14 protein-coding genes are annotated in these 26,387 nt (G+C 46.3%); 11 read left to right on the top strand and 3 right to left on the bottom strand.

Going from position 1 to position 26,387, the window contains the following annotated elements; translation table 11 throughout:
* Positions 1–40: 40 nt before the first annotated feature.
* Both QUA10_RS04335 and hpsA read right to left on the bottom strand, forming a co-directional pair.
* Positions 41–652 (bottom strand): prepilin-type N-terminal cleavage/methylation domain-containing protein, encoded by a 612-nt coding sequence (locus QUA10_RS04335; protein ID WP_333081384.1) that lies wholly within the window; start codon positions 650–652, stop codon positions 41–43.
* A 40-nt stretch (positions 653–692) separates the two neighbouring features.
* On the bottom strand, positions 693–5,753 hold the full coding sequence (hpsA, locus tag QUA10_RS04340) for a hormogonium polysaccharide biosynthesis protein HpsA (protein WP_333081385.1): 5,061 nt from the start codon (positions 5,751–5,753) through the stop codon (positions 693–695).
* A gap of 351 nt (positions 5,754–6,104) precedes the next feature.
* On the opposite strand from hpsA, the gene QUA10_RS04345 reads away from it, so the two are divergent.
* Entirely contained in the window at positions 6,105–6,245 is a 141-nt protein-coding gene (locus tag QUA10_RS04345) for a hypothetical protein (RefSeq protein ID WP_333081386.1), read from the top strand.
* A 108-nt stretch (positions 6,246–6,353) separates the two neighbouring features.
* Positions 6,354–7,118 (top strand): sulfotransferase domain-containing protein, encoded by a 765-nt coding sequence (locus QUA10_RS04350; RefSeq protein WP_333081387.1) that lies wholly within the window; start codon positions 6,354–6,356, stop codon positions 7,116–7,118.
* A 139-nt stretch (positions 7,119–7,257) separates the two neighbouring features.
* On the opposite strand, the gene QUA10_RS04355 is transcribed toward QUA10_RS04350, so the two are convergent.
* Positions 7,258–8,406, bottom strand: a complete 1,149-nt coding sequence (locus QUA10_RS04355) for a succinylglutamate desuccinylase/aspartoacylase family protein (RefSeq protein WP_333081388.1) — start codon at positions 8,404–8,406, stop codon at positions 7,258–7,260.
* Between the two features lie 59 nt (positions 8,407–8,465).
* Between QUA10_RS04355 and QUA10_RS04360 the strand changes: the two genes are divergently transcribed.
* The 9 genes from QUA10_RS04360 to QUA10_RS04400 all read left to right on the top strand — a co-directional run bounded on the left by QUA10_RS04360 (position 8,466) and on the right by QUA10_RS04400 (position 26,092).
* Positions 8,466–8,675, top strand: coding sequence for a hypothetical protein (locus tag QUA10_RS04360; RefSeq protein WP_333081389.1), 210 nt, complete (start codon positions 8,466–8,468; stop codon positions 8,673–8,675).
* A 76-nt stretch (positions 8,676–8,751) separates the two neighbouring features.
* Positions 8,752–11,490: a DEAD/DEAH box helicase gene (locus QUA10_RS04365; protein ID WP_333081390.1), complete on the top strand. Its 2,739-nt coding sequence runs from the start codon at positions 8,752–8,754 to the stop codon at positions 11,488–11,490.
* Between the two features lie 368 nt (positions 11,491–11,858).
* Positions 11,859–14,600 carry a family 10 glycosylhydrolase gene (locus QUA10_RS04370; protein ID WP_445243555.1) on the top strand — a complete coding sequence of 914 codons (2,742 nt, stop codon included), beginning with the start codon at positions 11,859–11,861 and terminating at the stop codon, positions 14,598–14,600.
* A 450-nt stretch (positions 14,601–15,050) separates the two neighbouring features.
* Positions 15,051–18,995, top strand: coding sequence for a PAS domain S-box protein (locus QUA10_RS04375; protein ID WP_333081392.1), 3,945 nt, complete (start codon positions 15,051–15,053; stop codon positions 18,993–18,995).
* A gap of 7 nt (positions 18,996–19,002) precedes the next feature.
* Positions 19,003–20,427, top strand: a complete 1,425-nt coding sequence (locus QUA10_RS04380) for a response regulator (RefSeq protein WP_333081394.1) — start codon at positions 19,003–19,005, stop codon at positions 20,425–20,427.
* Positions 20,428–20,807: 380 nt separating this feature from the next.
* Positions 20,808–21,200: a response regulator gene (locus tag QUA10_RS04385; protein ID WP_333081395.1), complete on the top strand. Its 393-nt coding sequence runs from the start codon at positions 20,808–20,810 to the stop codon at positions 21,198–21,200.
* Positions 21,197–23,755, top strand: a complete 2,559-nt coding sequence (locus QUA10_RS04390; RefSeq protein WP_333081396.1) for a response regulator — start codon at positions 21,197–21,199, stop codon at positions 23,753–23,755. The genes QUA10_RS04385 and QUA10_RS04390 overlap by 4 nt, the downstream gene beginning before the upstream one ends.
* Entirely contained in the window at positions 23,730–25,388 is a 1,659-nt protein-coding gene (locus QUA10_RS04395; RefSeq protein ID WP_333081397.1) for an adenylate/guanylate cyclase domain-containing protein, read from the top strand. The genes QUA10_RS04390 and QUA10_RS04395 overlap by 26 nt, the downstream gene beginning before the upstream one ends.
* Positions 25,389–25,576: 188 nt before the next feature.
* Positions 25,577–26,092 (top strand): DUF1499 domain-containing protein, encoded by a 516-nt coding sequence (locus QUA10_RS04400; protein ID WP_333081398.1) that lies wholly within the window; start codon positions 25,577–25,579, stop codon positions 26,090–26,092.
* Positions 26,093–26,387: the final 295 nt, after the last annotated feature.

Consider the following 26,387-nt stretch of genomic DNA (forward strand, 5'->3'; position numbering starts at 1 on the left):
GGGGGAGCGATTTTAAATTTAATTACGGGGACTTTGATTATTACTTACAGCCAGTGGTGTTCTTGAGTCGATCGCACAAAGATCGATATGCAGACGCGGCTCCTTGTGTAGTAGGGGGAATTTCTGTTTGCATTACCACCAAAGGCGCTTTAGGATTGCCCAGGCCGGAATTAGCGACTGATTGCTGTGTAGTTGTCAGTTGGCCCGAAGAAGAAAAAGCATCGGCCCGGTAAACCCGCACAGTCAGCTCGTAGCCTGTTGTTGTCGGATCTGTCGGATTAGCTGGATTTTCCCAAACACCTTGAACCAAAAACTCTTTGCTGCCAGCACAACCTGGCGTTTCATCTAAGTTAACGCAGTACAACTCAGCAGGGTCGGTAGGAGCGGCAGGAGTATTAGAAGGAAAACCTTCAGGGCTTGTTGTATCATCTCTGATTGCCCCCACTCTCAGGGCGTCGATGTAAGTTCTCGCCGCCATCGTAGCAAGTTCAATCCGCCGCGCTTGTACGCGAGTCGCTACTGAGTAAGCCATCACAGGGGCGATCGCAATCATGAGCACCGAAACTACAATCATCGCTACCAATGACTCGATAATCGTGTAGCCACCATCTCGTGACTGGGATAAATTTTGGTGTTGTTTTTGCTTAGTCATAAATAGGACTCCAGTAGTTGCGCGACGGAAAGTTAGAGGGTTAAGTGGAGCATTTAGCTCGATCGGCAGTTGTGAGGGTTTCGGTGGCGTTCGTTTTGTCCTTTTCTAAGGTAGAACACATCAAAGTTTTTATCCAATCGTCATTGCGAGGTACTTCCCGGAAATACTCGTCCGGGGTTCGTCGTGAGGGAGGGGTTGTGAACTTTTGGGTAAACAAGTCAGGCGGCTGAGATAGCAAGCCCACGTCATAACCCCAGTTCCGGGTGGGCGGGGTGAAGTATGGAATCTGACCACCTGCTATGTTGTATGTCGTTATGAGTGGCTCTGTACCTGCAAGAGCAGTAGCGGCTGTAGTAGGACTAGATGATTGGGCGAACACCGTTTTTAGCCCATCAGCCGGTAGTGGCGGATAGCCCGTCGGCATAGTTGGCAGATAAGGTGCAGTATTAAATGCGCTACGGGTTAGCTGGATGAAAGACCCTTGGATATTAGTAGGAATTGCAGGTGAAGCTCCTTGGCGCCAGATTTCCAAGAATCGGGGCAAGTTTTGCAAACCGCCGTTAAAGTCACCCGACGTAGGGTTTAGCGTCCTTGAGGGAGTGTCGCCTGCTCCCACAATCATATTGAATGTAGTCTCTACACCCACGGGTATCCACCCTGTTGTATCTACGGAAGCAGTACCTCGTGGCTGCCCGGGGGTGGCTGTTGTTACACCCTCAATCTGCGAGACTGGCATCAATAGCGGCTGCGACCCCTTTAATGGACTAAGTGTGCTTTGTGCGGCGAGGGCTGGTAGAGGTACTTTGCTGCCGTCTGTAGTGGCAGTGGTAGCGTTGTTGAGCTGATACGGAGGATTGGTAGCATCGTAAGCCACCACATTAGTCCCACTCTTGGCTGCAAACCAAAGAGCGTTAATGTTATTAGCTCTTACACCGCCAACACCTGGTGCGATAGTTGTTCCCGTTATCCCCAAAGGCTTTGGATCTGCCGGGTCTGTCAGACCGAAAGGTGCAGTAGTGCTTCTAGAAAAAGCTACGCGGCGGGCGAATCGCTGCAATTCTGGCACTGGGGGATCGACAGTGGAACCAGCTTGAAAGGAGGCATTGTAAGTTGTGCCTGCATCGGCTGCCCTCAGTGGTACGCTGGCTAGCGGATCGACGTACCAATCGCTATCCGTACACGCAGAAACTGGCAGTTTTGTACAAACTTCCATTACATACTCTGGGAAAGGCCCCCGGCGCTGAACGGGGGTGACAAAGTTGTTGAAGTATGAACTCCAGAGCGGCTTGGAAGAAGAAGTTGGTTGAGGTACATAGTTAGCATCTCTCACAGTTACCGGATCTGCTTGTGGCTTTAAATTGCCGTTAGCTAAAAACGCCCCGCTGGAAAGTCCGTTAGTAACAAAGTTGTTGTTGAAAAATCCTTGCTGTCTGCGAGGTAATACAGCAGCAGCGCCGGCATTGTTTCTGAGGTCAAAATCTCCCTCGTTGCGGAAGCCAAAACGGTAATTTGTTGAAAGCAGGGTGACAGCATCTGCGAGTATGTTTGCAGGACGCCAATTGTCGCCGATATCACATTTACCATTTAGTCTGGGGTCGTTTGGCCGACAGGCAAAGTTCTTATTGAGGTCGTTTTTGTTGCGAGTGTAAAACTTGTCCCAATCAGCCAGAGTTTTAAACTCTGCTTGGGAGGGAGATTTAAACTCGTGTTGGGTGTGTAGGTTAAATTCGCCTTTGATGTAAACGGGCAAATTAGATGCCAAAGTCAGCCCTTTTTCCATAACTACATTCGCAATAGTGGGAGGGAGACTGGGAATTCTGGCTAGCTCGCGACCATTAACCAGTAGAATTCCGTTAGGTTTGCGAGTCGGGTCTAGTAAGGAGTCAGTAGGGCTAACTCTGGCACTAATACTTGAATCTGAGTCTCTCTTACTACGATCGGGCAGCGCATCATCTCGGCTAGCATATATAATCCCGCTGTAGGGCAGTAAAGGCTCTCCTCCAATTGAGTTTTTCCGCAATAGATCGAGGTTTATCTGAGTGGCGCGAATTTCTAAGGGTTGACGTTCTTCTAAGGGCTGGTTGTAATAGCCTGTTAGATTTGCTGGTTTTGCTGTCCCAATAGTTGTTAGGGGACTGCTCAGCGTAAAGGCTTCGTTGACGTTGGGGGTAGTCGGGTCGTCACGATCGATCGCCTTGACTTCTCTGCCATTCAAAAATGCTACTTCTTGGATAGCTCCGTCAGGAATAATCGCATTGGGTGTCAGAAGCGTTGGGGTCGGGCCAATAATCTGTAAGGCGCACATTGTGGAGTCGATCGCTGCTTTGTCAGCCAGAGTGCGATCGCCCGGTTCTTTCAGTAGCGCGTTTCTCAAAGGCTCGTTGGCAAATCTACCGTCAGGAAAAACGTAATTAGCTTGCCTTTCTAAAGCAGTTGGCGCTGCCCCGCCTAACAAGCCTAGGGTAGCCGGAACTGCACTTGGAGTTGATTTTGCTTCTTGTGTCTTATCGACCGGTGGGCCGTAAACTACTCCATTGTTGGAGCCAATTTGAGTTCCAGGAACCCCTAATGCGGGTGGGTTTAGGGTTGCGTTCTGGCCACTTACATCAGGAAGTGTAGATAAATTTTTGGCTGTGGAAGCGTTGCTGGGGTCGTAGTAGCTGCTGACGCAGGCAAATGGCTTAACGCTATTGAGGTTTATTGGGTTTACATTTGGATTGTAGCCGCCGTCTTTTTTGTAGTGATAGAGTGCTGTCGCCCGCATCCGTAAATCGCCTTTGGCATATTGGGGAGTGGTGGGGTCAATGGCAGATCCTGTTCCTACTACGAGCGTTGCTGGCCGGGGAACCCATTTGGCAGGATCATAAGCGCCACCAGCACTATTGTCATAAACTTTAGACCCTTCCCCCAGGGGTGACATCGGCATCGAGTCCGGCCAAACAACAGGGTATTTCTCAACAGCAGCACCTGTAGTTGTTGGGTCGTCGTAAGTATCACGAGGATCACTAGGGGATGATTCCTTGCCTTTGGGCGCACCAGTTAAGGGATCTATCCAAGTAGGGGGCGGCAGAAAAGAATAGGTGCGCTCGTAAACTCCTGCACTGGTGATCACCCGAAGACCCCCAACGCCATCCAGAGGATTTTTAGGTATTTCCGCTGCTGCTCCTTCCCAGAAGCCGCTGCGCTCTGTTGCTCCTACGTCGGCTAGCTTTGTTACCTGGGGCGATCGGGTACGGGGAATGCCACTGGTGTCGGTAGCATTCCACTTGCCGCCTCCTGGGATTGGGTCTGGCTCACTCGTAAATTGATTTTTGCTGTCGTCCCATCTCTTGGCTGGTAGGTTGTTACCCGCAATCACGCGATCGCCCAGCAATAGTTCTTCAGGTAGCGGTGAGCCATCTGCTGTTGGTGGTGTTGTTTCTAACTTACCTTTTTCTAGTTCACTTAAGACTGAGATACCGGTTTTACTATCATCCGGGATGCTCCACGTGTTCCGTGCAGGTCGCAGCTCGTCCTGCGTTTTGGTAATCACCGGGTTTGGTAACGTGAGGTCTGTTTCCGCAAAGGGAACTTTGCGGAGCATCTGTTTAAAATATTCTTCCAGCGCTTGTTCCCTGGTTTGGGTGGCTGGTTTATTTTGCACAGAAAAGGGGTCGCTAGGCTGCGGGTTGGGGTCTGGCTTACCGTCGGCTAAGGGTGGCCCCATCTGTGCTGCCACTAGGGCAGAGAGGCGAGCGGTGTAGGCAGCATTGTTGTAAAGTACCTGCAAGCTGCTATTGGTCGTGGTGGATTCAGCATCTGCGTTGCTAATAGTTTTTGCCCCAGCTAGCATGGCTGTGTTTCTATCACCTGTAAGTGATGAGGCATTTTTGAAAAGATGCACGCCCACTGGATGAATTTGTGTGGGTTGGCTAGTACCCGCATTACCCGCCCACCCATTAACTACATTGCCTCCCACCACAATTTTGCTATTTTCTTGTTCATAAAAACAAGAATCTGGGCTACTAACTTGATAGAATCGTGTCCTATTTCCTCCATTTAAGTTAGTCACCAACAAATTACTATTTGTGAATATCCGCCCGTTTAGATTCAACTCAGGCCCTGGCGATATATCCAAGTCGTCTTCATAAACTACCGCGTTATTAGCGAGGGGAATGCGGCTTTGGTCTTGCTGGTATTCGAGAGCCGATGTGCTGGCAGTTCCTGTTAGCGGTTTATAGTTAGCGCCCAAACTGCTCGCTTCCGAGGCTGTAATCGGTACATTAACTGTGTCAACAAAAAAACTTTTTTTAAGTTGGCCGTCTATCCTGTACCACCCCGAGTTGCCGACCAAACTAGCGACAGTACCTCCACCCTGCACACATTCAGGATTGAGACTTTTCGCCGATGTCGGTGGCGTTCTCGCCTCCACCGACTTTCTGGCCCTTGTGAAGTTGCCTAAAGTTGGGCCTGGAACATTACTGCGCTTCGGACTGCGGAAGAATATGCCGTAAATAGTAAAAGTGTCAAATTTCCCATCATTATTAGTATCTACGGGATATCTCCACGCAGTGTTGATCGCTTCATTTTCTACTTCTGCAGGTGCCGGCCCAATCAGCGCGCCTTTAGGATCGGCGTTGGGATCTGCGGTACCGTTTTGATCGAGGTCTGCTCTGAGTACCAGACGTTCCTCGTCTCCGAAGCTATAAAGATCCGTAGCTGCGCCCGTAGCATTCGCCATCCGGGCGTACAATTCTGGATCGGATGGAGTACCCGTCGGTCTTTGCGGGTCTTCCCACAGCAGGAACTGAATTTTTGCTTTCGCCCGATCGAGCGCGGGAGTCGCGGCCGCCAGCACCTGCTGGTTCACGCGCACGTTACGCGCCGTATTAGCCCGATCAAACGAGCGCAGGGTAATCGCCACTGTCAACAATATAACTACCAGCAACACCATCGTCACCGTCGGCAGCACAAACCCCGCCATCGGTAGTTTAGCCCTGCGGCCCATAGCCATCAGCGCTTGCAGCATTGCTCTCATCAGCCGCTTGGCCCCGGATCTGGTAACACCAGCAATCCGCCGCAGCAGGGACACGATAACTTTGGATAATTTGCTCTTAAACATTGACGCCTTCCTGAATAATTTCAGTGATGGTATTGCAGGTAGTTACTGCTCGACAGTACAATCCCATCTTTATTGTTCCCATTTTTTGCCACTTGCATATCAGCCTCTTGCACAAATTTAAATCTGTACTTTGGCTGAAAAATAAAACCCACAAACCCCTAACCAAAATCGCCGCCGATAATATTTTTTTCAGCGAAAGATTTGCCCCGCAGGAATTAGATCTTCCTAACTCCACTCTAATCTAGTTAAATTGAAATGTCAGTGGCCAGAGCGAGAGTGAATGCGATCACCCAAAAACAGTGATTGCGATCGTCTTCGATGTATTTCCTAGCCCGCCCCGGCAGGCATTGTTTGTCTAGGCTCAGTTTCCACCACCGGAATCTAGAATGTAGAGAGGGCGATCGAATTTGGGTTAAGCCTGTCCGTGCGATCGAATCTAAATTGGGCGATCGAATTGCCGTAATTCCCCAAAGTGCGATCGAATTGCCGTAATCCCCCCAAGTGCGATCGAATTTTCCTTTGCCCCCCGGCGGACTATCGGTACAAATGCCAAATCCGAAACACTGTCAGTACAAGTGCAAAATATAAAACATAGAACCCATGAAACAACCCTCCAAACCCCCCGACTTCATCATCATCGGTGCCCAAAAAGGCGGCACAACATCTCTGTACAATTACCTAATCCAACATCCCCAAATCGCCCCCGCCGCCCAAAAAGAAATTCATTACTTCGACTTCAACTTCGACAAAAGCCCAGACTGGTACTGTTCCCAATTTCCCCAACCCCAAACAAGCGAAAATCTACTAACCGGAGAAGCCAGTCCCTACTACATCTGTCACCCCCAAGTTCCGCAGCGAATTTATGATTTATGTCCTAAAGTTAAAATAATCGCCCTGCTGAGAAACCCAGTAGAACGCGCAATTTCCCACTATTATTACTATATCAAAATAGGCTACGAAACTCTCTCATTAGAAAGTGCGATCGCCGCCGAACCCGAAAGACTCAAAGGCGAAATAGAAAAACTCCAAACCAACCCAAACTACTACAGTTACGAACACCAACACCACAGTTATCTAACCCGCGGCATTTACGCCGATCAACTCCCAGCCTGGATGAAACTTTTTCCCAAATCACAACTTTCAATCCTCAAAAGCGAAGACTTGTATACCAATCCTTTCGGCACATACAACAGCGTCTTAGAATTTCTAGAATTGCCGCCGCACCAACTACAAACCTACGAAAAATACAACGCCACCCAATATCCGCCCATCAGCGAGACAATATACGAGCAATTGAGAGCATATTTTCGATCGCACAACCAAAGACTAGCCGAATTGTGCGATCGAGACTTCGGCTGGGATTAATCTTGAGGGGGCGGGCACGGGGGCACTGCCCCTACAAAAGCCTGATTTTTGTGAGAATGAAACCGCCCTGCTTAATATCAAATCCGTTAGCATCGGAATAGTAAATTCGAGTTGAGTGTTGACTGTTAACTGTCAACTGTTAACTGTCAACTACCGAAAATGATATCACAGACAATACATACTCTCCTTGATTTACTGAGTGATTGGTCGAAACATCAAAAATGAAAAGATCCGACTCAGCACAAACATCAACCAAACTCGGAAATTCCCCATTCTTATTAAAGCTGAGAATTTGATAAAGTCGATCGCCCTTTTTGACATAACTTCCCAATAGAACTCGATTTTGAATCATCCCGCCCGCCGGCGCGTAGTATTTTATCACGGCATTCTTGGGGGTGAAAATAACTTGATGATTCGCAGTTTCCGGCACAGGAAATCCATCTATTTTCAATAAACCCTTACTTGCTAAGTAATTTTTGATTCCCCGCAAGCCATTCGCCACCGAATCGGGATTCATTTCCATCCCCGAACCTAATTCTAAAGTCCAAGCTTCCACGTCAAATTTGAGTGCACTTCCCAACTGAGCAAAAACCTTCTCCAAAGCCAGCCAAGGCTTGAGAAACGCCTCGTCAAAAGCATCGCCGTCGTACTCGTTCATCAAGATTGCGCGATCGAGCAAAAAAGCTTTCGCACTCTCCTCGCGGGAACTAAAACAGTAAAGGTAATCTAAACTTTGATTCGTAGAACTGTGCAAATCCAGCACATAATCCGCATCCAAACACAAAGATTGTAGCTGATATCGGTAAAGTTCGCTGTAGGGGCAGCAACTAGGAGCGTTAATTTTTGCCAACTCTTTCGCAAAACTCAAAGCAATCGCTTTTCTGTAATTAACTTTGACAGTCTCGGCATCGAGATGAATGTGAGAATTAGCAAAACCCAGAATATCTTCCCCTTGCTTTTCAAAATCCCAAAAAATTCGGTTCCAATTTACCCCATCATAAAGATTGTAGCGACCAGGAGAAAAATGGTGCGATCGCTGACTTACACCCACAGGATTGCAAACAGGAACCAGCCAAATTTCCCCGCTTAACTGACTGCTGTCCAAAGACATTAAAAACTCAATTAATTGGTGAATCACAGCATTACCGCTAATCTCAGCGCCGTGGAGGTTAGATTGCAGATAAGCTTTTTTGCCGGGAATCGCACCTTGGAACTGATAGACTTGCAGTGAAAGCCGATCGCCCGAAGCAAGCTGCACCACAGGAATAGTCGAAATAACTGGAATCATAGAGAAGGAAGAGGGAAGTTCGGCAACGAGCAATGTACGGGATGTAACGGATGTAACGGATGTCAGGAAGAAGGAAGACGGAAGAAGGAAGAGGGAAGACGGAAGAAGTCAAGCGTGAAGAAGGCAAAATTTTTTTCTTTCTTCTGCCAACAGTCAACTGCCAACTGCCAACTGCCAACTGCCAACTGCCAACAGTCAACTGCCAACTGCCAACAGCCAACTGCCAACTGACTTATTCCTTAATAGCCGATTTGCGGGCGTTGGTCTAAAATCAGTACAGTCCTCTGCTGACTTGCTTTCAGCAAGATTTAAGCATACTTACCCTGCAACTTTATAATAATCCTTGTGCCAGACACTGCCCAGAACCGCCCAGAGCTGGATCTGAAGACCATATTTCCCTTCGAGCTAGATAACTTTCAGAGAGAGGCGATCGCCGCCCTCGATGCAGGTAAATCCGTTGTCGTGTGCGCTCCCACAGGCTCCGGGAAAACATTAATCGGGGAATACGCCATCCATCAAGCACTCTCCAGAGGGCGGCGCGTCTTCTACACCACACCCCTCAAAGCACTCTCTAACCAAAAGCTGCGCGACTTCCGCAGTCAATTTGGAGACGACAACGTAGGTTTGCTCACCGGCGACATCTCCGTCAATCGAGATGCGCCGATTTTGGTGATGACTACCGAAATATTTCGGAATATGCTCTACGGTACGCCGATCGGAGAAGTCGGCACTTCCCTCACCGGAGTCGAAACCGTGGTGCTCGACGAGTGTCACTACATGAACGATCGCCAGCGTGGTACCGTCTGGGAAGAATCCATCATCTACTGTTCCAGCGAAATTCAACTGCTCGCCCTCTCAGCAACCGTTGCCAATAGCGAGCAACTCACAGACTGGATTAACAAAGTCCACGGGCCCACAGAGCTCGTCTACTCAGACTTTCGGCCAGTGCCGCTGCAATTCCACTTCGCCAACCAAAAAGGGATATTTCCCCTGCTAGACGAGACCGGCAAAAGAGCCAATGTCCGGTTAGTCCCCAAAAAGAAGCAGCAAAAAGTAGAAAGAGGCAGCATCCCCACTCCGAGTTTGACCGATGTTTTGGCCCGGTTGGACGATCGAGATATGCTACCAGCAATTTACTTCATCTTCAGCCGTCGCGGGTGCGACCAAGCAGTAGCAGAAGTCGGCAATTTCTCCCTAGTTAACGAAGCCGAAACAGCCGAACTCAAACGCATCATTGACGATTTTTTACAGCGAAACCCAGAAGCAGAACGCTTCGGTCAAAAAGAAGCACTTTTAAAAGGCATCGCCGCCCACCACGCAGGCATTTTGCCCGCTTGGAAAGGTTTAGTAGAAGAACTCTTTGGCAGAGGTTTGATCAAAGTCGTATTTGCCACCGAAACCCTAGCAGCCGGGATTAATATGCCCGCCCGCACCACAGTCATTTCCACCCTGTCCAAGCGCACCGACAAGGGACACCGACTGCTAAACGCTTCAGAATTCCTGCAAATGGCCGGTCGGGCTGGTCGGCGGGGCATGGACAAGCTGGGGCACGTCGTCGCAGTTCAGACGCGCTTTGAAGGCGCAAAAGAAGCCTCGTATTTGGCAACAGCCAAAGCCGACCCCCTCGCCAGTCAGTTTACGCCCAGCTACGGCATGGTGCTGAATTTGCTGCAAACCCACACACTCGACGAAGCTCAAGAGTTGGTAGAACGGAGTTTCGGTCAATACCTATCTACCTTGTACTTGCAGCCGCAGCAATCAGAATTAGACCGATTGCAAACAGAATTGGCGGTACTCGAAGAGTCCCTGGCAGCCGGAGGAAATGTCTCCACCCTGGAAAAACACCTCGCCCATTACGAAAAATTGCAGGCAAGACTCAAAGAAGACAAACGTTTGCTGAAAATTCTCTTGCAGCAAGCTGAAGAAGCCAGATTTAAGGAGATGTCCGTAGCTGTGGCTTTTGCAGTGCTAGGCACGGTTCTGAGCCTCAAAGGCAAGCACGTTCCGACAGCCAAACGATCGCACACAAATCCTGTACCCGCCGTACTGGTTGCCAAAATCCCAGGTTCTGGCCAAGCACCAAATTTGGTGTGCTTGGGCAAAGATAACCGTTGGTATGTCGTCGCCATTAGCGATGTCGCTACCCTGCACGCCGAATTACCCCGCTTGAGCGTTGCAGATACCTTGAACCCGCCGCCCGAAATGGCTCTGAGACTCGGCCAGTGCCGCTTGGGAACTGAAGAAACTGCTTCAATTGCTGCATCGATCCCACCATTGCCCGCACCAGAACCGAGCCCAGAGGCGATCGAGCAGCAACAGAAAATCGCCGCCGTAGAAGCTAAGCTAGAAATTCACCCGGTTCTAGAATGGGGCAATCCCGGTACTTTGCTCAAACGCCAGCGCCGCCGGGAAGAATTGAAAAAAGAAGTTCGCAAAAGCGAACAAGACTTAGAAAAGCAACGAGCTCGCTACTGGGAGCAATTTCTCAACTTAATCGACATCTTGCTGAATTTCGGCTGCTTGGAAAGAGTAGTTTCGGCAACGGGAAACCGAGATGACTCCTCCGACAGGTTGGTGCCCACAGTCTTGGGCCAAGCTTGCGCCGCCATTCGTGGCGATAACGAACTGTGGCTGGGTTTGTCCCTGATGTCTGCCGAGTTTGACGAACTCGACCCCCACCACCTCGCTGCAGCTTGTGCGGCCTTAGTTACAGAAGTTTCTCGGCCCGACAGTTGGACTCACTACTCGCTGTCGCCGGAAGTTTTGGCACCTTTGGACAATCTACAAAAAGGCCTACGCCGCCGATTGTTTCAAGTGCAGTACCGCCACGAAGCTGCGATCCCGATTTGGCTGGAACGGGATTTAGTGACTTTGGTCGAACAGTGGGCTCTGGGCGTTGAATGGCTGGAATTGATTAGCCATACGAGTTTGGATGAAGGGGATGTGGTGCGGATTTTGCGCCGGACTTTGGATTTCTTGTCTCAGATTCCTCATGTTCCTCATGTTTCCGATTCTTTGCGGAGGAATGCTTGTCGGGCGATGCAGTTAATCGATAGATTCCCGGTGAATGAAGCTGCAACTTAGAAAATTGTTGACTGTGGGCTGTTGACTGTTGACTGTTGACTGTTGGCATCTAAATTGTATTTTTGGTTTTTCAACCCAAATGCACCCAGGTTTTAATCTAAAATCGTTTCCGGTGGCATCGGTATTGTTCAAATGCCAAAATGTCCAAACAGTCAACTGTCAACTGCCATGAGGAATAGATCCAAAATCTAAAATCCAAAATCTAAAATCTAAAATCGATCGATCGCACTTTTTCCTGATTCAGGTTGCAGGGCAGGATAGAAAATTGTATGGTGCGGATCGATCTTAATTGTTATTGAAATTTTCCGAAACGGTGCGCTGGGTAATTCTCCTATTTTATGATGCAACAAATCAAAAAGCCCGCTCAAATGCCTGATGCCTGCTCCCAGGTTCAAAAAATTCGCTTTTTCACTTTCTTGCAAAAAGTCTTAATTGGAACTCTAGCGAGTACATTACTCAATCTCTTCATCCTATTTCCCTCTCCGAGTTTCGCAGAAGTAGTTCTGGGCGTTGTTCGCAGTTCCGAGAATTCTCCCGACTGGGTAAAGATTACCACGCGCCTCTGGGAAAGCGGCATTGCTTACAAACCAATCAATCTCGAAGCAATCAAAAGTACGGCGGATTTAACAGGCGTGAACGTGCTGTTTTTGCCCAACATTGAAACTTTGACTCCGGCACAAATTAAAGTTTTAGAAGCTTGGGCCTCCCAGGGCGGCCGCTTGATTGCTTCGGGCCCCGTCGGCCGCAGTTCCCCTGCCTTGGTGCGCCAATCTTTGCGATCGCTCCTTGGGGCCTATTGGGCTTTTCCGTTAACCCAGCCAGCGACGCCACAACCACGCAGTCGCTGTCGGGATATCGCCTGCACCGCTTCTAGCAATTGGGTGCCGACTGCACAACAAAATGCCTCAGTCCAAGGCGGTGTATTGATTCCGGCTGATGCGAACAGTCAAACTATTGCTACTTGGAAAGATAGTTCCGGTTCCTCAGCAGCCATCGCCACGGATCGCGCTACCTATCTCGGCTGGCGCTGGGGTAGCGACGGTTCGGCAAATGTAGATAAGGCTTGGCTGCAAGCCTCGATCGCCCGCTGGGGAGGCACAATCGCTTCTGCGCCCTCCGCGCCACCCCCTGCTGCCGCGACCCCACTGCCAACTCCCCCTTCAAGAGTCACTAGAAACAGCCCTAGTTTGCCGCGTACTACCCCGCTGAGCCGACTTTCTCCCTCTGGCTCGCTTCCCGATCCAGTACCTGCAACTTTTACAGACCCTTCGGATCAGTCGGCGCCGGCGGGTTTGGACGTGCAGCCAAATTCCAATAAGCCGATCGTCAGCATTGAAGCGTACTTGATGCGCCAAGAACTCACTAACCTCCTCGGCCGGTTTGAAAGCGCCCTGACAGCATCTAATTCAGCCAATACCGCCATCAATCTCAATGCAGCTACCTCCCCTCAACTGGTGGCTGCAGAACAGGGCGGAGGTGGCCCGGCAGCCAGTCGCCCCCCTGTTCTGCAAGCGATCAGGGTACGGGCGATCGCCCAAGCGCGGCAGGTGTTGCAAACTTTCGACCAACTCCTGCAACAGCAAAACTACGCGGAGGCTAGAAAGCAGTGGGTGGAAGCGCGGCAGTTGCTGTGGGAAAATTACCCGAAGGAAGGACAGCGCGTTGGGGCGGAAATTCGGGCGGTTTGGCTTGATCGCGGGACGATCGTCGCAGCGCGATCTGAACAGGGTTTGGCCTCGGTGTTCGATCGGCTCGCCGCCGCCGGTATCAATACCGTTTTCTTTGAAACTTTGAATGCCGGATATACGATTTATCCCAGTCAAGTTGCACCGCAACAAAATCCCCTGACTGTTGGCTGGGACCCGCTGGCATCTGCGGTTAAATTAGCTCACGAGCGAGGCATGGAACTGCACGCTTGGGTTTGGGTTTTTGCCACAGGAAATAAGCGCCACAATACTTTAATTGGCCAGCCTAGCTCTTATCCAGGCCCGGTACTTTCCGCCCATCCACAGTGGGCAAATATTGACAATAAAGGACGTACGCAAAATCCTAACGATGGTAAATTTTATCTCGACCCTGCGAACCCGGAAGCGCGGAATTATTTGCTACAAATAGTCAACGAAATTGCCAATAACTACAAAGTAGATGGGGTGCAATTAGACTATATTCGCTATCCTTTTCAAGATGACAATGCGAATTTTACTTACGGTTACGGTATTGCTGCGAGGCAGCAATTTAGGCAGTTGACTGGTGCAGATCCCGTGAATATTTCCCCCAGAAACGGCAGTTTGTGGCGGCAGTGGGTTGAGTTTAAAACTAATCAAATTAATAGTTTTGTAGCTGAAGTTTCTCAGCTTTTGCGGCAGAATTATCCGCGCACAATTCTGTCCGTGGCAGTGTTTCCGCACCCGGAAAGTCAGCGGATTTACAAAATTCAGCAAAATTGGGAAGTTTGGGCTCGTCAAGGTATTGTAGATTTGATTGTGCCGATGACTTATGCTTTGGATACGAACCGACTTCAGCGCATCACCGAACCGCTGGTAAATGAACAAATTCTGGGTTCGGCTTTGATTTCTCCGTCGGTTAAGTTGTTGACTCTCCCGGAAGTTGTGGCGATCGACCAAATCCAAGCTTTACGCGATTTGCCAACAGGGGGCTATGCTATTTTTGCGGTGGAAAGTATCAGCAGCGGGATGCAGGGATTTTTTAACCGCACTCAAGGCACCCCAGTGCGTTCCACTTCTGCTGCAGAGCCGATTCCTTACCGACAGCCGTTTGCTGCGGCGGCTTCGCGGTATACTGCTCTCAAGCAGGAATGGAGTTTTTTATTGGCTAACAATCAGTTGCGGGTGTCCGAATCTGAACTGAAAGTTTTGCAAAGTCGAGCGGATGAATTGGCGCAAGCTTTGAGCAAGTTGGCGGCAAATCCTTCTACCGAAAGTTTAGCAACTACTAAAAGATTGTTAAGGAGTTTTCAATCTCAATTTCAATCTTCGATGCGCTTGCATTCTGCGGAAAATAGCTATCAAGTGCAAACTTGGCAAAATCGTTTGGAGAGTTTGGATATGCTTTTACGCTACGGCGAAAGGATGGAGTTGAATCGCAGATAAATACAGATTTTTGGGGTGGGTGCTTGTTAGCTACTGTTTGTTCAAATGAGATGTTGCACCATTCTCAATAACCCTTCCCTGGGCGGGCAGGATGCCCACCCCACAAGAAAATGTACTTGTTGTGGAACAGGCCGGAAAGCCTGTTCCACAATAAAATTCATCTCTTGTGGAACAGGCCGGAAAGCCTGTTCCTAAATAAGTAATTGAGAATGGTGCAATAGATCAGATGATTTCGACTTAGGTCGATCGCGCCCAATGATCTGTATCAGTAGTTACGAAAAAACTCTGAGTATAAATACGCTATTTTGATATAAATTGATCGACGGTACTGTCGTCAGTAAACTACAGCATAAGGAGAAAAGGAAGGGCAAAGGGAACATAATTTACACTCAAAACTCCCAACAATTAGCAATGCCCAATTCCCAATGCCCAATTCCTCTGAGGATGAATATGTTTCCTAAACCCCTCAATCGTTTGGCTACAAAAATTATCGGCAAAGTTCCATTACAAACGGTGCTCGTGGTTCCTTTTTTAGTGCAAATTGTCGGCACGGTAGGACTTGTAGGTTGGCTATCTTTCCAAAACGGTCAGCGGGCAGTCAACGATGTTGCCGCTCAGTTGCGGGGAGAAATTAGCGATCGCATTAAAGACCGCATGGAACATTATATGTCAATTCCCCACATTGTCAATCACCTGAACGTTCAAGGCATAAAACTGGGGCAGTTGAACCTAGAAGACAAGCAAAAACTAGAACATCATTTCCTAGAACAAATTCAATATTTTGATTCGATCAGCATCATTTACACAGGCAAAGAAAATGGAGAACACTCTGGAGCAATCCGCACTAAAGATGGGATTTTGATATCGGCTGCTGACAGCTCTACTGGCAATAAATTAGGTCGATATACTGCGGACTCTCAGGGAAACCGTGTTCAACTAGTGCAAATTTCACCCAATATTTACAACCCGCGAACTCGTCCTTGGTACCTAGCTGCCGCTGCCGCAAAAAAACCTATTTGGACTCCAATTTATACAGATTTTTTGACGAGGGAACTGGCAATTACTGCTGCTTTGCCTATCTATGACGATGCTGGCAAATTGTTAGGAGTAGCTGGCAGCGATTTGCTCTTTTCCAGAATCAAAGAATTTCTGGTGAGCCTAAAAATAGGAAAATCAGGACAAACTTTTGTCATGGAGCGATCGGGGATGTTAATTGCCACTTCAACGGCGAGTCCAGAATTCGTGGTGGAAGGTCAAGAAACAAGGCGCATTAAAGCTTCAGAAAGCGAGAATCGGGTAATTAGCCAAACTGCACAATATTTAGATAAATCCTACGATAGCTTAGCTAAAATCAATAATTCTCAACAACTTACTTTTGATGTTGATGGTAAGCGACATTTTATTCAGGTAGCTCCTTTTAAAGACGATCGAGGGTTGGATTGGCTGATTGTAGTAGTTGTGCCAGAATCGGACTTTATGGAACAAATTAACGCCAATACGCGCACGACTTTTTTGCTGTCGGTTGCAGCTTTGATTGGGGCAACAATTCTGGGGATTCTTACTGCTAAATGGGTGGTGCAGCCGATTTTAAGATTGAATGCTGCGGCGAAAGCTTTGGCGCGGAATGAATGGGATACAAAGCTCATTCTGAATCGTCAAGATGAACTCGGAGAACTTGCCACTGCTTTTAACAGCATGGCCGAGCAATTGCAGCATTCATTTACTTCTCTCTCGGAAAGCGAAAACCGAGTAAAACAATTCTTCAATGCAGTACCGCTAGGGATTTTTATTGTAGAGCCAAACGGTCAACCTCACTACATTAATCCTACTGGAGAGCAACTTTTATCTCAAGGAATTGTCGCCGCAGATTCCGAAAGTTTACGTCAATCCTACCGAGTTTATTTAGCTGGTACTCAGGAAATTTACCCGGCAGAACGCGACCCAATTTTAAATGCTTTGCAGGGTAAAAGTGTAACTGTTGATGACATTGAAATCTTCGCGACTGACAAAACTGTTCCCCTGCAAGTTTGGGGAACTCCTATTTATGACGCTCACGGAAATATTATCTACGGGATGTGCGCTTTTCAAGATATTACAGAACGCAAACTAGCGGAGAAACTGCTAAGGGAATACAACGACAATTTAGCAGAGCAAGTTGCAGAACGTACCGCCGATCTTGCCAAGGCAAAAGAAAAGTTTTCTAAAGCTTTTCGTTTAAGCCCTAATGCAATTACCCTGACTAGAATCAGCGATGGTCGGCACATAGAAGCCAATGAGAGCTTTTGTCGGATGATGGGGTACAGTCACGAAGAAATCATTGGCAAAACAGCGGTAGAACTCAATTTTTGGGCGAGTTTAGCAGAGCGCGATCGCATGATTCAAATGTTAAAAAACAAGACGGCTCTTCACAATTATGAGCTGAGGTTTCGCAATAAAAATGGTACAGAAAGAACAGCACTGCTGTCTATAGAAACCATCGATATTGACGGAGAAGCTTGTTTTTTGTCGATTTCTAGCGATATTACCGAGCGCCAAAAAGCAGAAACTGCCCTTCGAGAAGCAGAAGAAAAGTACCGCAACATTTATGAAAATGCTTTGAATGGAATTTTTCAAACTGCTATTGACGGGAAATACATCAGCGCTAACCCCGCTTTAGCTAACATCTACGGTTACGAGTCGCCGGCAGAATTAATAGCAGCACAGCCGAATTTCCATAACCAGCTTTATGTAAAACCCAACCGCCGCGAAGATTTTGCAGCCCTGATGAACGAGTACGGGATACTATCAAACTTTGAATCGGAAATTTACCGCAAAGATGGCAGCATAATCTGGATTTCGGAAAATTGTCGCGCTGCCTGCGATGAAGCAGGAAATCTACTTTACTACGAAGGTTTTATTAAAGACATTACTGATAACAAACAAGCGGAAATCAAACTGCAGCAGGCGAAAGAAGCAGCCGAAGCAGCAAACAAAGCGAAGAGTACGTTTCTCGCCAATATGAGCCACGAATTGCGATCGCCCCTGAACGCGGTCATCGGCTTTGCTCAAGTCATGCTTCGCAGTAAAACGTTGTCTCAAGAAAATCAAGAAGATGTTGGAATTATCCTGCGGAGTGGTGAACATTTACTGGCTTTAATTAACCAAGTTTTAGACTTGTCAAAAATCGAAGCCGGACGCACGACTATTAATGAAAAAAACTTCGATTTTTACCAACTAATCGACGATTTAGAAGATATGTTTGCTCTCAAAGCTGAGCAAAAAGGTTTGCAGTTAATCTTCGACAGAGACGCCGAAGTTCCCCATTACATCTGTACTGATGAAGTTAAATTGCGACAAGTCTTAATTAATTTGCTCAATAATGCAATTAAATTTACTTCAGAAGGGGGAGTGTCGATGCAAGTCAAAGGAGGAAGACGGAATATACATAAAAACAGCACTGACCAATTACCCGGTCGCTACTGGCTGCATTTTGAAGTTCAAGATACTGGTGCAGGCATTGCTGCTGAGGAAATCCATCAGTTGTTTGAAGCATTCGTGCAGACAAAAACAGGTAAAGATTCTCAGGAAGGAACGGGTTTAGGTTTAGCTATTAGCCGCCAGTTCGTGCAATTAATGGGAGGTGAAATTACTGTTAGCAGCGAGATCGGAAAGGGTGCAGTATTTCAGTTTGATATCCAAGTTCATCTGGTTGAAGCTGCTGATATTGAAAGCAAAAAAACTCAACGTCGAGTTGTTGCCCTCGAACCGAATCAGCCGAGTTATCGCTTGCTAATTGTGGACGACAAACCTTTGAACCGCCAACTGTTAGTAAAACTTCTCAGTCCACTCGGATTTGAGTTGAGAGAAGCGAATAACGGTAAAGAAGCGGTTGATATTTTTATGGAGTGGGAACCCCATCTGATTTGGATGGACATGAGAATGCCTGTCATGGACGGCTACGAGGCTACCAAACAGATTAAAACTACAACTGGCGGGCAAGCAACGGCGATTGTAGCCCTAACTGCTAGCGTTTTGGAGGAAGAACGGGCGGTGATTCTTTCGGCGGGTTGCGATGATTTTATGCGGAAACCATTCCGAGAGGAGGACATTTTTGTGGCAATGGGAAAACATTTAGGAGTACGCTATATTTATGAAGATCCAACCGCAGTAAGTGCCACAGGTGTAGAGGAGTCAAGTCAAGAGGTGCTGACACCGGAGGCTTTCGCCTCTCTTTCTCCAGACTGCATGGCCCAATTCAAGCAAAATATTTTGAGTGTGGACATGGAGGCGATCGCAACTTCGATCGCACAAATCGGCACTGTCAATCCCTCTCTTGCGGGCAAGCTTCAAGATTGCATTAATAATTTTGAATATGACAGAATTTTGAACATAATAGAACTCAGCGAGAAACAGTAAATACCCGATGACTTCAACTTCACCTAAAACCAATCGAGCTAATATTTTAGTAGTGGACGATACGCCAGAAAACCTGCGGTTGCTGGCAGGAATTTTGAGCGAAAAAGGCTATCAAGTTCGCCCCGTTCCCAATGGCAAGCTAGCATTGTCTGCTGCTCAAAAAATACCCCCGGATCTAGTGCTGCTGGATATTATGATGCCGGAAATGGACGGCTATCAAGTTTGTCAGCAACTCAAAGATTCTGAAATTACCAAAGACATTCCTGTTATTTTTATTAGTGCGATCAATGACGTGCTGGATAAAGTTAAAGCTTTTGCAGTGGGCGGAGTTGACTTTATTACTAAACCGTTTCAGGTTGAAGAAGTTTTAGCCCGGATAGAAACTCATTTAAAAATTTGTTCACTGCAACAAACTTTACAAGAAAAAAATCAAGATTTAGCAGCGGCGCTGCAGGAACTGCAAGCCACCCAAGAGCATTTGATTCAATCGGAAAAAATGGCAGCCCTGGGACAACTGATTGCCGGCATTGCTCACGAAATAAATACCCCCCTGGGAATTATAGGTTCCTCTATTAATAATATAGCTAATTTTTCAGAGGACTTTTTAGAAAGTTTTCCTGAAAGTTATCAACAACTTTCTGAGGAAAGCAAAGCTTATTTTTTAGCTTTACTGTACAGAGCAACCCATCAAGAAGTTTTATTTACCAGCAGAGAGAAACGCAAATTTAAGCAGCAGTTGGCAGCGGATTTGATGGCAAAATCTGTTGAAAACTTCGAGGAAATTGCGGATACTTTAGTTGATATGGAAATCTACGAAAAAATAGAAGAGTTTTTGCCGCTTTTTCAATCACCGAATTGGGAAGTAGTGTTAAATAGTGCTTACCAGTTTGCAAGCTTTAAAAAAAGTATTAGTCTGATACAAAGAGCGACAGCGAAGTCTGGAAAAGTAGTATTTGCCTTAAAAACCTACGCTCATTTTGATAGCAAACCAGAAAAAGTCCAGGCGAACTTGCATGATGGCATTGAAACCGTATTAACCCTTTATCAAAATCAGCTAAAACACGGTATAGAAGTAGTGAAAAACTATGGAGATTTACCCCAAATTATGTGCTATCCCGATGACTTAAATCAAGTTTGGACTAATCTCGTTCATAATGCCCTGCAAGCAATGGATTATAAAGGTATTTTGACAATTGAAACTCGGCAGCAAGAGGCAAATATTTTCCTCAAGTTTACTGATAACGGCAAAGGTATTCCCTCAGAAGTTATTACCAAAATTTTTCAGCCGTTTTTTACGACTAAATCTGCGGGCGAAGGTAGCGGTTTGGGATTGGATATTGTGAGAAAAATTGTGGCAAAACACGGAGGCACAATTGCTGTAGATTCTGTACCGGGGCAGACAACTTTTACAGTCTCGCTGCCAATTTATTAAACAAAACTTACCTGTAGGGGGCAGATTCCCTCTGACCGAAAGCATCCAGGATGCCAGCCCCCGGATTCATTCCTTCGCCGACTCAGGACCCAGAAATAAAAAACCTGTATCCGATGAAACTTGCCCCCCGAATTTATCCGTGAGGTCAATGCTTAAAATCTAAAATCTAAAATCTAAAATCTAAAATCGATTGACGCTCGTTGTTGTCTCGCTGACAAATACAAGATTTATTACAAGAAACCGGGTTAATCTTCGGAAGTCCTATTAAAATAAGATAGGGGACAGATATTCTGCATCCTTCCCCGAAATCAATAATGTAAAAGCAATGTAAAAGCAAGTCATGTCGGTAAACCTACTAAAATTTAAGCAGAGAGGAAAAGATGAATAAGCCTATAATTCTTTGCGTTGATGATGAACCAGATATTTTGAATACTCTCAAGATTCAGCTAAAGAAGGAATTTAAAAATGATTACTTTTATGAATTAGCTGAAAGTGGTGATGAAGCTTTAGATTTACTCGAGGACTTTCAAGAAAAAGCTCAGGTGATTGTGGTTGTTTCTGATTGGCTGATGCCGGGAATTAAAGGTGACGAACTTTTAATTAAAGTTCACCAAAAATATCCTAAAATTATTAAAGTGATGTTGACTGGACAAGCGGATGCAGCGGCTGTTCAGCGGGCAGTAGAAGAAGCAGATTTATACTGTTGTTTGTACAAACCCTGGCAAAGCAAAGACTTAATAGAGACTATAAAATCTGGGCTGGCTAAGTTATGAAAAAACCTGTGATTGTTTGTATTGATGATGAACCTGATGTTTTGAACAGTTTAAAAATTGAACTGAAAAAGGCGATCGGCGATCGGTGTATAATTGAAACCGCTGAAGGTGGGGCTGATGCCTTAGAGTTGCTGGCCGATTTGCAGGCAGATGAATACGAGATTGCTTTGGTGCTTTCCGATTATATCATGCCGGATATTAAAGGGGATGAACTGCTCAGAAGAATTCACGAAAGCTCGCCGGAGACGCTGACCATTATGCTAACGGGGCAAGCAGATTTGGAAGCCCTGAGTAACGCTATCAAGTATGCTAAATTGTACCGTTATATTCCTAAACCTTGGCAAAATGAAGACTTAAAATTAACGGTAGTAGAAGCAGTTCACAGTTATTTGCAAGATCAAAAGTTAACAGATGAAATTCATAAGCGCCAAGAAGTAAACGAGGAGTTAAAGCTAGTAAATGAGGCGCTGTCTGCGAGTGAAAGCCGCCTGAGTCAATTTTTAGAAGCTTTACCCGTGGGGGTATCTGTTTATCATCCCGATGGCTCGATCGCCTATTTCAACCAGACAGCGAGGGATTTGCTGGGTGCAGACACTATCCCGGAAAGCACTGCGGAACAATTAGCTGCCACTTATCAACTTTATGTTGCCAATACTGATGAGCTGTACCCGCCGGATAATCTGCCAATTTTGCGCGCACTGAAAGGAGAATCTGTCAAGGTTGACGATGTAGAAATTCGTCAAGGTGGCAAAAGAATTGCGATCGAGATCAATACCACGCCGATTTTTGACGCTAGCGGAAATATTGTTTATGCGATCGCAGCTTTTCAAGATATTAGCGATCGCAAACAAGCCGAAAAAATACTAGCAGATTACCACCACACCTTAGAAGCCCAAATTGACGAACGCACAGAACAACTGCAACAAGCCGTCTTAGCTGCTGAAGCGGCAAACAAAGCTAAAAGCACGTTTCTGGCCAATATGAGCCACGAGTTACGCACCCCTCTCAATTCTATACTCGGCTTTGCACAAATCATGGAACCCAGCCCGGATCTGACTGTCGAAAACCGAGAAAATATGAGAATTATTCGCCGTAGTGGCGAACATTTGCTGACCTTGATCAATGAAGTCTTAGACTTGTCAAAAATCGAAGCGGGGCGGATGACGCTAAACCCGAAAAACTTCGATCTCTACCGCTTGCTTGACGATTTGCAAGATATGTTTCAACTGCGGGTAAACAATCAAGAATTGCAGTTGCATTTCCAGCGCGATGCTGACGTTCCTCAGTACGTGCGAACCGATGATATTAAACTGCGGCAAGTGCTGATTAATCTTCTGAGTAATGCGATTAAGTTTACCCAAACAGGCGAAATCATCTTAAGAGTTATAAAGTTAGAAAAATCGGGATTTCTGGATTTATTGGATAGTCCCACAGCTTGCTTTGATACTACAAGAAGCATTCGGGATTTTTCGAGAACTAGCAGTGATTTTGCCAATGTTGAATGCAGCGATCAGGCTGAGGATTCAACTGTGCCTAGTTTTTTCCTTCTCTTTGAAATTGAAGATACAGGATTGGGCATTGCTCCCGAAGAATTGGGAAATATTTTTAAGGCTTTTGTACAAACAACTTCCGGTCAAAAAACTCAGAAAGGCACGGGTTTAGGATTGAAAATCAGCCGTCAATTTGTCCGCCTGATGGGAGGAGAAATTGTCGTAGAAAGTCAACTGGAACTTGGCACCACTTTTAAATTTGAAATTCCAGTCAGTGCAGTTGATGTTGGTGAGATTCCCGATCCGGAACTTAACCGCGAAGTTAGTGGGTTGGAACCCAATCAACCGTGCTACCGGATTTTAATTGTGGACGATCGCGAAGACAACCGCCAACTTTTAGTCAAAATGCTTTCTCCTTTGGGTTTCGCAGTGGAACAAGCCACCAACGGTCAGGAAGCAATAGAAATGTGGGAAAATTGGCATCCGCATTTAATTTTGATGGATGTGCGAATGCCAGTGATGGACGGCTACGAAGCTACTAAACAAATTAAGGCTAGAATCAAGCAGAGAGAGCAAGAGGGGGAAATGAATATTTCCCATCCCGACTCCCCGATTCCGAAGATTATTGCTTTGACAGCTAGTACAATTGAAGGAAGGCAAGCGTTTGCTTTACTGGTCGGCTGCGACGATTTTATTAGCAAACCTTTCCGCAAAACAGATATATTTGATACCCTGACCAAACATTTGGGGGTTAAGTATCTCTACTCTAACTCAATGGATTTTATCTCAATAGGCGATCGCAATAATTTATCTGGCTCCCTCCCTAATGCTGCGCTTGCTTATTTACCTACACTTCCCGCAGAATGGATAGACAACATAAAGCAGGTAATCCGCAGTGCTGATTTTGACTTAATTGTCAGGACAATCGACGAAATAAGGGAGCCTCATCCTGAATTGGCGGAAATCCTCCAGGGTCATCTCGATAATTTTGATTACCAGAAAATTCTCAATTTAATTGCCGAGGCGGAGGAATCAGATAATGCAGATGAAGGCGGAAAAAACTGAAAACTATCAAGCAGATATTTTAGTAGTTGACGATACGCCAGATAATCTGCGTTTGTTGATTAGAATTTTGCAAAAAAATGGCTATAAAGTTCGACCTGTTACTAATGGTTTTTCTGCGTTAGATGCAATTCAATCTAGCCCCCCCGATTTGATTTTGCTCGATATTATGATGCCGGATATTGACGGCTACGAACTATGTAAAAAATTAAAAGCACAATCGCAATTTAGGGAAATTCCCATCATTTTTCTCAGCGCGCTAGAAGAAGGAATAAATAAAGCAAAAGCTTTTGAAGTTGGCGGAGCCGATTATATCACCAAACCTTTTCAGGTGAAAGAAGTATTGGCTCGAGTGAGCAATCAACTTACTGTGCGTTCATTGCAAATGCAATTGCAAGAAAAAAATCAAAAATTGACCGCTCAAAATATCCAGTTGCACCAGGAAATCGCTGAACGCCACCAGGTAGAAATGGAAACAAGATTGCTGCTGCAGGCAACTCAAGCTATTAGCAAATCTGAGGATTTTGAGTCGGCTATAGATGTGATTTTAGGTTTAATTTGCCAAACTATTGAATGGAATCTGGGCGAAGCTTGGATTCCTTGCAGTGAGGGCTTTTTAAAATGCGCTACAGGCAGGTATGTCAGCGACTCAAGTTTTGCCGAATTCCGACAAACAAGTTGGCAGTTGATTTTTGCTCCCGGTGTGGGACTCCCAGGTAGGATTTGGCAGTCGCAGCAGTCTGAATGGATTGATGATGTGTCTACTGCACCGGAACAAGTTTTTTTACGCGCGGAAATTGCTGTTAGTGTGGGATTAAAAGCGGCTTTTGGTGTGCCCATTTTGGCGGACAACCAAGTGTTAGCTATTTTAATTTTCTATCGGGAAAAAGTCCTGAAATGTCAGCCGCGCTTGTTGGAATTAGTGAGTGCGGTTGCTACGCAGCTAGGTTCACTGATTCAGCGGAAACAAGCTGAAGCAGCGCTGAAAGTGCAGCAAGAACAAACCGAGAAATTGCTTCTCAATATTTTACCTAAACCTATTGCATATCGCTTACAAAAAGAGCAAAAGTTGATAGCTGATCATTTTGATGATGTGAGCGTCTTGTTTGCTGATTTGGTGGGTTTTACAGAGTTTTCGGCTCACAAAAGTCCGACGCAGTTGGTAGAAATTTTGAACGGGATTTTCTCGGAGTTCGATAGGTTGTCTGAATTGCACGGGTTGGAAAAGATTAAGACGATTGGGGATGCTTACATGGTGGTTGGGGGTTTGCCGACGCCGCGGGAGGATCACTCTGAGGCGATCGCACTTTTAGCTTTGGAGATGCAGGCAGCTTTGAGGAGGTTTAATGCAAAAATGGGAGAAAATTTTCAATTGAGGCTCGGAATTCACAGCGGTTCGGTGGTGGCTGGAATTATTGGGATTAGTAAATTTAGCTATGATTTGTGGGGTGATACTGTTAATGTTGCTTCACGCATGGAGTCGAACGGATTGCCGGGTAAAATTCAAGTGACGGCTGCGACTTATGAGCGTTTGAAAGAGCAGTTTGTTTTGGAAGAACGGGGTCATATCCCAGTTAAAGGTAAAGGAAGAATGCTGACTTACTGGTTAATTGAAGAACAAAAAAAATCTTTTTAAATTTTAGAGGTCAATTTCAATTAATATGAAAAGTAGACCCAATCTGGGTTTGCCATACCCTTTATGATTCGGCGGTTGAAACCGCTACTATACAAACGAAGTCTGCCTTCGCAGACTAAGAAATAAAGGGGGTATTTAAGCCGGATTTGGTATTATATCCAACTTGCACTTTCTGGAGGGCTAATCCTTTGCAAACAGTTGAAACAAAATCGCCGACAGCGTTGAAAAGAGTCCTAGTTATTTTAATATCACTGCTAGCAGTAGCGGTACTGTCGATCGCTACTTTTATCGCTATACCCGGAGAAAAAACAATGTTTGCTGGAACCAGACCTGCCAATATCGGGATTCAGTCAGGAAAACTCGCAGCGTGCCCGAGTTCCCCCAACTGCGTCAGCAGCTTCAGTCAAGATTCCGAACACAAAATTGAGCCTTTGGCATACACTTCGTCCCAGAGTGAAGCGATGGTAAAGCTAAAAGGGGTAATCGACTCCTATGGAAAAACTCAAATTATCACGGCAACTGATAATTACCTCTATGCGGAGTTTACCAGTGCTTTGATGGGGTTTGTTGATGACGTTGAATTTTTGGTAGATGATGCAGCAAAAGTCATCCATGTGCGATCGGCTTCCCGTCTGGGACAGTCGGATATGGGAGTTAACCGCAGTCGAATAGAAGCTATCAGAACTCAATTCAATCAACTCTGAACTGAAAATTTCTAACTTTCCCGAAGCCCCTCTCCTGTAAAATGAGGGGCTTTAATTTTTGCCTATTACTATACTATGTAATGTTGATTTGTCACCACATAGTTAACAATTATTAACAGTAGGCACACCACAAAGGAGTCTGCGGCAGAGGGAGTAGGACACAGCAATGCCCTGTTCCTACGGATGGCTTTGAGTTTTAATACTTGTTATAAAATTGACGATTGTATAGTTTTACAATCTTTAAAATAGCTGAGCGCGCTAGCACAGAAGCAGAGATGCCGTAGTATTCCTATAG

Source organism: Microcoleus sp. Pol8_D6, from assembly GCF_036700965.1.
Lineage (GTDB): Bacteria > Cyanobacteriota > Cyanobacteriia > Cyanobacteriales > Microcoleaceae > Microcoleus.